This window comes from Stenotrophomonas sp. STEN009, from assembly GCF_056760395.1.
Window position 1 is genome coordinate 1 of sequence record NZ_JBRRES010000029.1, and the last position, 11,834, is coordinate 11,834.

Consider the following 11,834-nt stretch of genomic DNA (forward strand, 5'->3'; position numbering starts at 1 on the left):
CCCCGTTCGCGCACCCCGCCCCCCCCGCGCGGCGGGGGGGGTGGTGGGCGCGGGGCGGGGCCCCCCCCCCTCCGGCGGGGCGCGCGGGCCCCCGCCGGCCGCTACCGTGATCGCGTGGGTAGCGCCGGGCCGTGCCCGGCGAACCTTCAATCAATACAGGATGCGGGTGCGCAACGTGCCCGGAATGGCCGCCAGTTCTTCGCGCACCGCGGCGGCCTGCTCCTCGCTGGCGGTGATGTCGATCACCACGTAACCCACCTTCGGGTCCGTGCGCAGGAACTGGCCGTCGATGTTGACGTTGTGGCGCGAGAAGATCTCGTTGACCTTGGACAGCACGCCCGGCACGTTCTGGTGGATGTGCAGCAGGCGCAGGCTGTCTTCGTGTTCGGGCAGGGTCACTTCCGGGAAGTTGACCGCCGACAGGGTGCTGCCGTTGTCGCTGTAGCGCACCAGCTTGGCGGCGACTTCCACGCCGATGTTGTCCTGCGCTTCCAGCGTGCTGCCGCCGACATGCGGGGTCAGGATCACGTTGTCGTGGCGGGTCAGTGGTGATTCGAAGATGTCGCCGTTGCCCTTCGGCTCCACCGGGAACACATCCAGTGCAGCCCCACCGACATGGCCGCTGGCCAGTGCTGCGTCCAGCGCATCGATGTCGACCACGGTGCCGCGCGCCGCATTGATCAGGTGCGCGCCCTTGCGCATCTTCGCCAGCTCGGTGCTGCCGATCATCCACTGCGTGGCCGGGGTCTCCGGCACGTGCAGGGTAACGATGTCGGCACGTGCCAGCAGGTCGTCCAGGCTGGCCGCGGCACGCGCATTGCCCAGCGCCAGCTTGGTTTCCACGTCGTGAAAGATCACCTGCATGCCCAGCGATTCGGCCAGCACGCCGACCTGGGTGCCGATGTGGCCGTAGCCGATGATGCCCAGCGTCTTGCCCCGTACCTCATGGCTGCCGCTGGCGGACTTCGACCAGCCGCCGCGGTGGCATTCAGCGTTCTTCTGCGGGATGCCACGGGTCAGCATGATCGCCTCGGCGATCACCAGTTCGGCCACGCTGCGGGTGTTGGAATAGGGCGCGTTGAACACCGGGATGCCGGCCAGCTCGGCCGCGTCCAGATCGACCTGGTTGGTGCCGATACAGAAGCAGCCCACCGCGATCAGGCGCTTGGCCTCGGCCAGCACCTCGGCGCTGAGCTGGGTGCGCGAACGGATGCCGACGATATGCGCTTCGGCGATGCGCGCCTTCAGTTCGTCCTCGGGCAGCGCCTTGGTGTGCGCCTCGATCTGGCTGTAGCCGGCGGCGCTGAATACCTCCACGGCGGTCTGGCTGACCCCCTCCAGCAACAGCACGCGGATATCCTGCTTCGGGAACGAGGTCTTCTTCGGCGACATGGGGCAACACGGCCAGTGGGACAGGGGCTGACCACTATGCCAGATCGGACCGCCCATGGTGCAGTGCGCAATTGGTTGCATCCGTAGCTATCTGTGCGGCACTGCGGGGCTGGACGCTGGCGCGTGCCACTGGCACGCTTGCCCGTTCGTCACGCACCGCGCTGGACCGTCATGACCGATTCCCGCATTGCCTCGCTGCTGCAGGCCTGTCCCGGCCTGAAGCTGAAGACCGACCCATCCGACCTGGAGCATTACGGTCGCGACTGGACCCGGCGCTGGACGCCGGCGCCGCTGGCGATCGCGCTGCCGGCCACGGTCGAGGAGGTGCAGGCGGTGATGCGCTGGAGCGCGGCCGAAGCGGTTGCGGTCGTGCCCTCCGGCGGCCGTACCGGGCTGTCCGGCGGCGCGGTAGCCGCCCACGGCGAACTGGTGCTGAGCCTGGAACGGATGAACAAGGCCCTGGCCTACGACGCGGTCGACCGGACCCTGGTGGTACAGGCCGGCATGCCGCTCGAAGCGCTGCACAACGCCGCGCTGGAGCATGGATTGATCTATCCGGTCGACTTCGCCGCGCGCGGATCGTGTTCGATCGGCGGCAACATCGCCACCAATGCCGGCGGCATCCGCGTGATCCGGTACGGCAACACCCGTGAATGGATCGCCGGGTTGAAGGTGGTCACTGCCAGCGGCGAACTGCTGGAATTGAACAAGGGCCTGATCAAGAACTCCAGCGGCTACGACTTCCGCCAGCTGCTGATCGGTTCAGAAGGCACGCTGGGCGTGATCGTCGAGGCGACGGTGAAGCTGACCGATCCCCCGCCGGCCAGCAACGTGATGCTGCTGGCGCTGCCCAGCTTCGAGGTGCTCATGCAGGTATTCGCCGCCTTTCGTGCGCGCCTGCAGCTGCAGGCGTTCGAGTTCTTCACCGACCGGGCGCTGGAACACGTGCTGGCACAGGGTGCGCAGGCGCCGTTCGACGAAGTGCATCCGTACTATGTCGTGACCGAGTTCGCTGCCAATGACGAGGCACAGGAAGCCGCGGCCATGGCGGCCTTCGAGGACTGCATGGGCAACGGCTGGGTCAGCGACGGCGTGATCAGCGCCAGCGACGCCCAGGCGGCCCAGCTGTGGCGCCTGCGGGAGGGCATCACCGAATCACTGGCGCGCTACAAGCCCTACAAGAATGACGTCTCGGTGCGTATCTCGGCGATGCCGGCATTCCTGGCCGAGACCCAGGCGCTGATCGGCCAGGCTTATCCACACTTCGATGTGGTCTGGTTCGGCCATATCGGCGACGGCAACCTGCACATCAACGTGCTGAAGCCGGACGACACCAGCGACGCCGAGTTCCTTGCCCAGTGCGAGCAGGTGACCAAGCTGCTGGCGCAGGTGCTGGCGCGTTTCGATGGCAGCATTTCGGCCGAACACGGGATCGGCCTGGTCAAGAAGGGTTACCTGGACAGCACGCGCGGGTCGGCGGAAATCGGGTTGATGAAGGCGGTCAAGCGCGCGTTCGATCCCGAAGGGCGGCTGAACCCGGGCAAGCTGTTCGACGCCTGATCTGGGCAAACCCTTCACGCACCCGTTACGCTCCTCCCATTCCTTCAACCGGCCTTCGACCGATGATCCGACCGTTCCTGCTGATTGCCCTGCTGTCCCTGCCGCTGGCCGGCTTCGCTTCCAGCTTCGCCGGCACCTCGGCCGGTTCGGCAACCGGTGCATCGTCCGGCTCGTCGGGCAGCAGCTCGGGTGACGACAAGGTCGTGCGCGCAGCGCGCGATGATGCCGCGGCCTTTGTCGCCAGCGACGGCCAGATCCGTGGCGCGCGCCTGCAGGCCGCGCTGGTCCATCTGCGCGAGCAGGACGCTGCCGCGCAGCAGCAGAGCGATCTGGAACTGGCGCGCGCCCTGCTGGCGCGTTGATCCGGGCCGCATGCCGCCCGCGGTTTCGCTTGCCGTGGCGCCGGCCGATGCACGGCTGAACGTCTTGCGTACGCGGGCAGCAGCAGATGCCGGCCGCGACCCGGCGCTGTCCAAGCGTGCCCTGCATGCAGGATGGGGTATCGCATTGGCGTGGCTGGCGATACCGGTGGCGCATGCGACCGACCGCCTGCAGCTGGACCCCGCAGGCCTGGACCCAACACAACAACGGCTGGCCCGGCAGACCCTGGCCGACGTGCAGTCGCTGCTGCCCGAGGGGCTGCTGCGCGCGTTGCCGCCGCAGGTGCAGGTGCGCTGGAGTGAGGCCCTGCCGGCCGATGTGCACGGTCGGGCCTTTGGCGGACGCGTGTCGCTGCGTCGCGACCTGCTGGATGAGGAGGTGCCCGCCGCCCGCCGCGCGCGACGCAGCGCGCTGGTGCACGAACTGGCCCACGTTGCCGACCGCAACGGTGCAGGCTGGTCGCGCAGCGCGCGCTGGCGCGATCTGTCCGGCTGGCAGCGCAGGCCGTGGCATCTGGGCCGCGGTGACAATGATTTCCGTGACCGCAGCCCGGATCCCTACGAGCTGACGGATGCGGCCGAGTACCTGGCAGTGAATGCCGAGCATTTCGTGCTCGATGGTGCGTTCGCCTGCCGCCGTCCAGCCCTGGCGCAGTGGTACCGGGCGCATTTCGGCACGCCGCCATCGCTGCCACGCCCGCACTGTGACGCGACCCTCCCATTGCTGCAGGCCGAAGCGGAGGAGGGGGCAGCCTCGTTGCTGCAGCTGGATCCCGCGCGCGTCTATGCGGTGGACTACCTGTTTGCTGAAGGCAGCCGGCAGCCGATGAGCCGCTGGGGCCACAGCATGCTGCGGCTGGTCATCTGCCGGCCGGGCCGGACGCCGGGACCAGCGTGCCGACTGGATCTTGAACATCACCGCGTACTGTCCTTCCGCGCGTTCGTGGGTGATGTGCAGATTTCCAACTGGCGTGGCCTGACCGGCGACTATCCGTCGCGTCTGTTCGTGCTGCCGCTGCAGCAGGTGGTGGATGAATACACCAAGGTCGAGCTGCGTGGCCTGCAGTCGCTGCCCCTGCGCCTCCAGCGCGAAGAAATCGCCAGCCTGCTGGAACGCACCGCGCAGGTGCATTGGACCTATGACGGACGCTACTACTTCGTCAGCAACAACTGCGCGGTGGAGACTGCGAAACTGCTGCAGGCCGGCGTGCCCCGGCTCGGACAGGCCGGGCTCGCCCAGCTCACCCCGCGGGGACTGCGGCGTCGGCTGGCACGGCTGCATGTTCTGGACGACCAGGTCCTGGCGGATCGGGCGGGTGCGCAGGCCCAGGGGTATTACTTCGCCTCCGCGCGTGATCATTACCAGCAGCTTTTTTCCGTGGCTGCCACCCAGCTCGCCTTGCCCGCGCGCGACGTGCGCGCATGGCTGAATCTGCCCGCGCGCGAGCGCGGCCCCTGGCTGCTGCAGGGTGATCTGCGCGCAAGTGCTGGCCTGCTGCTGCTGGAACAGGCCGCGCAGCGACGCGCGGAGCTGCGCGCGCGTGATGTGCTGAAGCGCCGTCTGCTGGCGGCGCCGGAGGGCGCTGAGGCACGCAGTCTGCGTGAACTGCTGGACCTGAGCGGGCAGTGGCTGCGTCCCGGGGAGCTGCTGGCGGACGGCGGCTACGGCTTGCCGCTGCCTGAGGAGCAGGTACTGCTGGCCGACCGCGTTGCGCTGGCCAGCGCCCAGGCGGTGCCGGCATGGCGGACCCTGCGCATGCAGCTGCGACAGCAGCTGCCGGCGTCGCAGCGGGGGGAACTCGATGACATCGACGCGAACCTGGCGGCGCTGGGTGAGCGTCTGCGACGGCAGGCGACGCCTACTGACGCGGCAGTTCGATGACGAAGCGGCTGCCGCCGCTGCCACCGGGCGCGCAGTAGACCTTTCCGCCATGTGCATCGGCAATGGCCTTGACCACGGCCAGGCCCAGGCCGCTGCCACCGCCCTGGCGCGAACGTGAACCGTCGGCGCGCATGAAGGGGCTGAAGATGTCCGCGTGCAGTGCCGGATCGATGCCGGGGCCCTCATCCTCGATGGCAACCTGCACGTGTCCCGGGGTGTCATGCACGGCGATCCGCACCCGGCCCGGGCTGGCGTAGCGCCGTGCGTTCTCCAGCAACGCAAGAAGCGCCTGCCGCAGGCGGGTCGGATCGCAGTGGGCGTTGTGCTCCTCGCGGCTGGTCTCCAGTTCCAGCACGAAGCCGGCCGCGCGGAACTGGGGATCGACCAGGGTCATCACCGAGTGCACCTCGGCCACCACATCGGTGCGGGCGCGGCGCACGTCCAGCCGGGCGTTGTCCGCCAGGCTCAGCACGCGCAGATCCTCGATCAGCCGCGACAGCCCTTCCACCTGCGCCAGCAGGCTGCGGAACTGCGATTCGTCGGGGTGGAACACGCCTTCGGCCAGGCCCTGCAGGCGACCACGCAGGATGGTGACCGGCGTGCGCAGTTCGTGGGCGATGGCGGCGTGCCACATCATCCGTTCGCTTTCCATGTGCTGCAGGCGGCGCGCCATCGCGTTGAAGTCGTCGACCAGCGCGGCGACCTCGCCGGGAGAGTTGCCGTCGGCGCTGGCACGTGCGCCCAGGTCGCCGCTGGCCAGCGCGCGCACGCTGTCGACCAGCGAATTCAACGGGGACAGGATACGGTGGGCGAGGCGGAACGATGCGGCGATCGCAAGGGCCAGCCCGGTCAGGATGACACCGACCATCCAGGCCAGTTCGGGACCGGTGGGCAGCCAGCTCTCCGGCTCGACCGTACTGGCCGGCGAAAACTCGACCAGCACCGCATACAGCAGCCAGGACGAGAGGATCATCATCACGATGACGCCGATCACCATCAGCGACATCGAGACGACGATGTGCCGGCTGAGCCCGGACCGGCGCATCAGCGGTCGGCCATCAGGCGGTAACCGACGCCGCGCACGCTGGCCGGGATGTTGACCATGCCCACGTCGTCCAGCTTGCGGCGCAGCTTGCTGACATGGCTGTCGACCGTGCGCTCCAGCGCTTCACTCTCAGGCAGGCATTCATGCATCAGTTCGCTGCGGCTGAAGATGCGGGTCGGTGCCAGGGCCATGCAGTGCAGCAGCTTGAACTCGGTCAGCGTCAGCAGGACTTCATGGCTGTAGCCATCGCCTTCCACATGCACGGCATGGGTTGCCGGATCGATCAGCAGCTGCCCGATGCGCAGTGCCGCCGGTGCATCCACGCGTGAGGATCTGAGCGTCCGCCGCAGCACCGCGCGCACGCGCGCAGCCACCTCGGCCGGGTTGAACGGCTTGACCACGTAGTCGTCGGCACCCATGCGCAGCGCGGTCAGCTTGTCCAGGTCCTGGTCGAGCGCGGTCAGCATGATCACCGGCGTTTCCCCGCGCTGGCGCAGCTGGCTCAGCACGCTCCATCCGTCCAGCCGCGGCAGTTGTACATCCAGCAGGACCAGGTCCGGACGCATGTTGCGGTGCAGGTCCAGTGCACTGTGGCCGTCGCCGGCGCGCAGGGTGCGCAGGCCCTCACGTTCAAGATAGGCAGTGAGGATGTCGGCGATCTCGGCCTCGTCCTCCACGATCAGGACCAGGGCGGCGAGGGCAGTGGAGGCGTGCATGCGTGGATCAGGCCATAAGGTGCTTGCCTCCATCGTATCTCCACACTTCCTCCATCGAAACCCCATCATCGCCGCGCAGACTGCGCGCTTCATGACCTATCCGCCGCGCCTGCGGCATTGTGCACAGCAATGAGAACCTTCAGGACCCCGGCCGCGTTGATCGCGGTCCTCGCCTTGGCCATGACGGCCTGTTCCTCGCCCGAAGCCAGCCCCGAACCCGCACCGCGCGTGAGTGTGGTCACCGTCGGCCCACAGGTCGTGCAGCGCGACGATGAGCTGCCGGGCCGCGTGACGGCCGTGCGTACCGCACAGATCCGTGCGCAGGTCGGCGGCATCGTGCAGCGTCGCCTGTTCGAGCAGGGGGCCGAAGTCACCGCCGGGCAGGCGTTGTTCCAGATCGATCCGGCGGCCTTCCGTGCGGACGTCGATTCGGCGCTGGCGGCCCTGCAGCGCAGCGAGGCGGCGCTTGCCCGCAGCCGTGTGCAGTCGCAGCGGCTGCACGCCCTGGCGGCGGCGCAGGCCGTCAGCCAGCAGCATCGCGACGACGCCAGCGCCGAGTACGAGCAGGCGCGCGCCGCGGTGAATGAAGCCCGGGCGATTCTTGCCCGCCGCCAGCTGGACCTGCGCTATGCGACGGTCAGCGCGCCGATCAGCGGACGCATCGATCAGGCATGGGTGACCGAGGGAGCGCTGGTCGGCGTGGCCGATGCCGAGCCGATGGCGGTGGTGCAGCAGATCGACCAGGTCTACGTGGATGTTCGCCAGCCTGCGTCCCAGCTGGAGTCGCTGCAGCGCAGCGCCGCGAGCGGTGGACAGTCGTCGGTGGCGATCATCGGCCCGGCGGGCCGGCCTTTGTCGGAACGTGGCGAGCTGCTGTTCTCCGGCATCAGCGTCGATGCGCGTACGGGCGACGTGATGCTGCGCATCCTGGTGAACAACCCGCAGCGCCAGCTGCTGCCCGGAATGTACGTACGGGCAAGAGTGCCGCGCGGTGCTCCGTCCAGTGCGCTGGTTCTGCCGCAGCAGGCCGTACTGCGCAGTGCTGGTGGTCAGGCCTACGCCTGGGTGGTCGGCAGTGACGGCAAGGCGGTGATCCGCACGCTGGAGATCGATGGCAGCGTGGATCGGCAGTGGCTGGTCCGGAATGGCCTGAAGGCGGGCGAGAAGGTGGTCGTCGAAGGCCAGGAGCGCCTGCAGGAGGGCGTGGTGGTCCAGATGCACGACTGGTCACGGCCCGTCGCCATTGCCGGGGCTGCACCGTCAGGTCGTCAGGGCTGAGTCCGCCAGGACCCGGCCGATCCAGGAAAATCCAACATGGCACGTTTCTTCATCGATCGCCCGGTGTTCGCCTGGGTGCTGGCGATCTTCATCATCCTTGCCGGTGTCCTGGCGATTCCGCGGTTGGCCGTGGAGCGCTACCCGGCAGTCGCTCCGCCCAGTGTCAGCATCTATGCGAGCTATCCAGGCGCAAGCCCGCAGACATTGAACGATGCGGTGGTCGCGCTGATCGAGCGCGAACTGTCCAGCGTCAAGCACCTGCTGTACTTCGAATCGTCGGTGGATACCTCCGGGGAGGCGTCGATCACGGCGACCTTCCAGCCGGGAACCAACCCCGAACTGGCCCAGGTCGATGTGCAGAACCGGATCAAGGCGATCGAGCCGCGGTTGCCGCGCAGCGTGCGCCAGAACGGGCTGTACGTGGAGGCGGCCGATTCCGGTTTCCTGATGCTGGTCGGCCTGCGTTCGCCGGATGCCAGCGTCAGCGAGGCCGCGCTGGGTGACTTCATGGCGCGCAACATCATCGAGGAACTGCGCCGCATCGACGGTGTCGGGCGCGTGCAGCTGTTCGGCGCGGAGCAGGCGATGCGCGTCTGGCTCGATCCCACGCGGCTGACCGGGTACGGCCTGACCATCGGTGACGTTGCCAGCGCCATCGAGCAGCAGAACCTGGAGATCGCACCGGGTCGCATCGGCGACTCCCCCGGTCTGCCCGGCCAGCGCCTGACCGTGCCGCTGACCGCCGATGGCCAGCTGTCCACGCCCGCGCAGTTCGCTTCGATCGTGCTGCGTGCGCGGGCGGATGGCTCGCGGGTACTGCTGGGTGACGTCGCCCGGGTCGAACTGGGGGCGCAGAGCTACGCCTGGGGTACCCGAGAGGATGGTCAGCCTGCGACGGCGGCGGGCGTCCAGCTGCGGCCCGGAGCGAACGCCGTACGCACTGCGGCAGCGGTGCGCGAAAGGATGGCCGAGCTGGCGCCGCTGCTGCCGCGTGGTGTCGAGGCGAGCATTCCGTTCGATACCGCACCCTTCGTCAGCATCTCGATCCGCAAAGTAGTGCAGACACTGCTGGAGGCCATGCTGCTGGTGTTCGCGGTGATGTACCTGTTCCTGCAGAACTGGCGCTATACGCTGATACCTGCCGTGGTCGCGCCGATTGCGCTGCTGGGTACGTTCGCGGCGATGCTGGCGCTGGGGTTCTCGATCAACGTCCTCACCATGTTCGGCATGGTGCTGGCGATCGGCATCATCGTCGATGATGCGATCGTGGTGGTCGAAGGCGTGGAACGGATCATGGCCGAGGAGGGGTTGCCACCCCGCGAGGCGACGATCAAGGCAATGCGCGAACTGACCGGCGCGGTGATCGGCATCACCCTGGTACTGACCGCGGTGTTCATTCCGATGGCGTTCGCCAGTGGTTCGGTAGGCGCGATCTACCGTCAGTTCACCGTCGCGATGTCGGTATCGATCCTGTTCTCCGCACTGCTGGCGCTCAGCCTCACGCCTGCACTGTGCGCCACGCTGCTGCGCGGAAGTACACGCGGGCATCATGGCCGCAGTGGCCTGTTCGGCGCCTTCAACCGCGGCTTCGAGCGGATGACCGGCCGCTACCAGCGTGGCGTGGCCGCTGTGCTGCAGCGAAGCGGGCGCATGATGGGGGTGTTCGTCGCACTGGTGGCAGCGCTTCTGCTGGGCCTGAACGGGTTGCCCGGGGCATTCCTGCCGGAGGAGGACCAGGGGTACTTCATGACCTCGATCCAGCTGCCGGCCGAGGCGACCACCGAGCGCACGCTTGCCGTCGTTGAAGCGTACGAACGTCACGTGGCCTCGCGCCCCGGCGTTGCATCCAACCAGTCGATCCTCGGGTACAGCTTCTCCGGCTCGGGGCCGAGTGCTGCACTGGCCTACACGATGCTGAAGGATTGGGGGGAGCGTGCCGGTGCGACGGCTGCCGGCGAGGTGGAGGCGGTACGGAAGGCGATGTCGACGCTGGTCGAGGGCGAAGTCATGAGCGTGATGCCGCCGGCCATCGACAGCCTCGGCCGCTCGTCAGGCTTCTCGCTGGCGCTGCAGGCGCGGACCGGGCAGACCCAGGCCGAGCTGCGCGCTGCCCTCCAGCAGTTGCTGCAGCTGGCCCAGGCCAGCACACTGCTGTCCGATGTGCATGCCGATGGAATGCCCGCAGGTACCAGCGTCCGGCTTGACATCGATCGCGCCAAGGCCGAGGCGATGGGCGTGGCGTTCAGCGAGATCAGCGGAACGCTGTCGGCGGCAATGGGCTCGCAATACGTCAACGACTTTCCGAACAAGGGACGGCTGCAGCAGGTCATCGTCCAGGCCGATGCGCCGTATCGGATGGAGCTGGGCGACGTGCTCAAGCTGTATGTCCGCAACAGCGAAGGGGGCATGGTGGCGCTGTCGGAGCTGGTCGATCCGCAGTGGACGGAAGCGCCCCTGCAGCTGCAGCGCTATCTCGGCTTCCCGGCATTGAATCTGTCCGGCGCGCCCGCGTCGGGCGTTTCCACCGGGCAGGCGATGGACGAGATGGAGCGCCTGGCCCGGCAGCTGCCGGCGGGCTTCGCACTGCAGTGGACCAGTCAGTCGCTGCAGGAGCGCGAGTCCGGCGCGCAGGCCCCGTGGTTGCTGCTGCTGTCGATGCTGGTGGTGTTCCTGGTCCTGGCGGCGCTCTACGAGAGCTGGTCCATACCAATGGCGGTGATGCTGGTGGTGCCGCTGGGCCTGCTGGGAGCCGTAGCGGCGGTGCTGCTGCGGGGCATGCCCAACGACGTTTTCTTCAAGGTCGGCATGATCACGGTGATCGGCCTGTCGGCGAAGAACGCGATCCTGATCGTCGAGTTCGCGCGACAGCTGCAGCAGCAGGGACGCGGGCTGGTGGAAGCGGCCGTGGAGGCAGCGCGCCTGCGCCTGCGGCCCATCGTGATGACGTCGCTGGCGTTCGCGCTCGGCGTGGTGCCTTTGATGGTGGCGCAGGGTGCCTCGAAGGAAACACAGCAGGCAATCGGTACCGGTGTGTTCGGTGGCATGGTCAGCGCGACCGTGCTCGCGGTGTTCTTCGTGCCGGTGTTCTATGTGGTGGTGCAGGGGGTGCGGCAACGGATCGCGCGGCGCCTGCGCAGGCGCCGGCCACTGCCGGAAGGATCTGTGGATGGGAACGGATAACGGTCAAAGGCTGCACGACGTACAGCTGAAGGCGCTGGAACGGCGCCTGTGCCAGGCCCTGATCGAGGGTGATCGACAGGCACTGTCGCTGCTGTTGTCGCCGGCGATGTTCATGATGGATGGCGATGGCGGGCGTCTGTTTGATCTGCCCTGGCTGGATGACTGGTTGGGCGGGCACCTGCAGGTGCGGGCGCTGCATCTGCAGGCGGTGGACACCCTGCTGTGCGGTCGGCTGGCGCTGCTGTCCAGCCCGGTGCAGATGGTGGTCGTCCGGCACGGGCAGGAGCAGGCATTGCGGGTGCGTCTGTTGCGGGTCTGGGCCTGTAGTTCCGGCGGGGAGGGCGCGCAGCTGCTGTCGATGACGGTGCTCGCGGCGTGAACGCGATCACATCGGTTTCAGC

9 protein-coding genes are annotated in these 11,834 nt (G+C 68.0%); 6 read left to right on the top strand and 3 right to left on the bottom strand.

Annotated features, from left to right (window positions below; all coding sequences use genetic code 11):
• Window positions 1-150 precede the first annotated feature (150 nt).
• Complete coding sequence (gene serA / locus ACVOMM_RS13740) at window positions 151-1,392, bottom strand: phosphoglycerate dehydrogenase (RefSeq protein ID WP_053519501.1); 1,242 nt, start codon at window positions 1,390-1,392, stop codon at window positions 151-153.
• A gap of 171 nt (window positions 1,393-1,563) precedes the next feature.
• On the opposite strand from serA, the gene ACVOMM_RS13745 reads away from it, so the two are divergent.
• The 3 genes from ACVOMM_RS13745 to ACVOMM_RS13755 all read left to right on the top strand — a co-directional run bounded on the left by ACVOMM_RS13745 (window position 1,564) and on the right by ACVOMM_RS13755 (window position 5,214).
• Entirely contained in the window at window positions 1,564-2,952 is a 1,389-nt protein-coding gene (locus ACVOMM_RS13745) for an FAD-binding oxidoreductase (RefSeq protein WP_478053778.1), read from the top strand.
• Window positions 2,953-3,014: 62 nt separating this feature from the next.
• Window positions 3,015-3,314, top strand: coding sequence for a DUF2388 domain-containing protein (locus tag ACVOMM_RS13750; protein ID WP_053519503.1), 300 nt, complete (start codon window positions 3,015-3,017; stop codon window positions 3,312-3,314).
• Window positions 3,315-3,324: 10 nt separating this feature from the next.
• Window positions 3,325-5,214, top strand: a complete 1,890-nt coding sequence (locus ACVOMM_RS13755; RefSeq protein WP_481526374.1) for a DUF7844 domain-containing protein — start codon at window positions 3,325-3,327, stop codon at window positions 5,212-5,214.
• Here ACVOMM_RS13755 and ACVOMM_RS13760 read toward each other — a convergent pair.
• A complete protein-coding gene (locus ACVOMM_RS13760) occupies window positions 5,192-6,259 on the bottom strand; it encodes an ATP-binding protein (RefSeq protein WP_053519504.1) in 1,068 nt (355 codons plus the stop codon). The two genes, ACVOMM_RS13755 and ACVOMM_RS13760, sit on opposite strands and share 23 nt — an antisense overlap.
• The gene (locus tag ACVOMM_RS13765) at window positions 6,259-6,975 is read right to left on the bottom strand and encodes a response regulator (RefSeq protein WP_180876004.1); all 717 of its coding nucleotides are present in this window, start codon (window positions 6,973-6,975) and stop codon (window positions 6,259-6,261) included. The genes ACVOMM_RS13760 and ACVOMM_RS13765 overlap by 1 nt, the downstream gene beginning before the upstream one ends.
• A 129-nt stretch (window positions 6,976-7,104) precedes the next feature.
• Here ACVOMM_RS13765 and ACVOMM_RS13770 point away from each other — a divergent pair, with 129 nt between their 5' ends.
• From ACVOMM_RS13770 to ACVOMM_RS13780, 3 genes are read left to right on the top strand one after another with little or no spacing between them, the layout of a single operon-like run.
• Window positions 7,105-8,253 carry an efflux RND transporter periplasmic adaptor subunit gene (locus ACVOMM_RS13770; RefSeq protein ID WP_111186469.1) on the top strand — a complete coding sequence of 383 codons (1,149 nt, stop codon included), beginning with the start codon at window positions 7,105-7,107 and terminating at the stop codon, window positions 8,251-8,253.
• Between the two features lie 36 nt (window positions 8,254-8,289).
• Entirely contained in the window at window positions 8,290-11,433 is a 3,144-nt protein-coding gene (locus ACVOMM_RS13775) for a multidrug efflux RND transporter permease subunit (RefSeq protein ID WP_193396333.1), read from the top strand.
• On the top strand, window positions 11,420-11,812 hold the full coding sequence (locus ACVOMM_RS13780; RefSeq protein WP_368865665.1) for a nuclear transport factor 2 family protein: 393 nt from the start codon (window positions 11,420-11,422) through the stop codon (window positions 11,810-11,812). The genes ACVOMM_RS13775 and ACVOMM_RS13780 overlap by 14 nt, the downstream gene beginning before the upstream one ends.
• Window positions 11,813-11,834: the final 22 nt, after the last annotated feature.

What these genes read in the sequence shown, in the direction of transcription:
- ACVOMM_RS13750 (WP_053519503.1), top strand. Translation starts at nt 3,015, where the DNA reads ATGATCCGACCGTTCCTGCTGATTGCCCTGCTGTCCCTGCCGCTGGCC.
- ACVOMM_RS13760 (WP_053519504.1), bottom strand. Translation starts at nt 6,259, where the DNA reads ATGCGCCGGTCCGGGCTCAGCCGGCACATCGTCGTCTCGATGTCGCTG.
- ACVOMM_RS13765 (WP_180876004.1), bottom strand. Translation starts at nt 6,975, where the DNA reads ATGCACGCCTCCACTGCCCTCGCCGCCCTGGTCCTGATCGTGGAGGAC.
- ACVOMM_RS13780 (WP_368865665.1), top strand. Translation starts at nt 11,420, where the DNA reads ATGGGAACGGATAACGGTCAAAGGCTGCACGACGTACAGCTGAAGGCG.
- ACVOMM_RS13770 (WP_111186469.1), top strand. Translation starts at nt 7,105, where the DNA reads ATGAGAACCTTCAGGACCCCGGCCGCGTTGATCGCGGTCCTCGCCTTG.
- serA (WP_053519501.1), bottom strand. Translation starts at nt 1,392, where the DNA reads ATGTCGCCGAAGAAGACCTCGTTCCCGAAGCAGGATATCCGCGTGCTG.
- ACVOMM_RS13755 (WP_481526374.1), top strand. Translation starts at nt 3,325, where the DNA reads ATGCCGCCCGCGGTTTCGCTTGCCGTGGCGCCGGCCGATGCACGGCTG.
- ACVOMM_RS13745 (WP_478053778.1), top strand. Translation starts at nt 1,564, where the DNA reads ATGACCGATTCCCGCATTGCCTCGCTGCTGCAGGCCTGTCCCGGCCTG.
- ACVOMM_RS13775 (WP_193396333.1), top strand. Translation starts at nt 8,290, where the DNA reads ATGGCACGTTTCTTCATCGATCGCCCGGTGTTCGCCTGGGTGCTGGCG.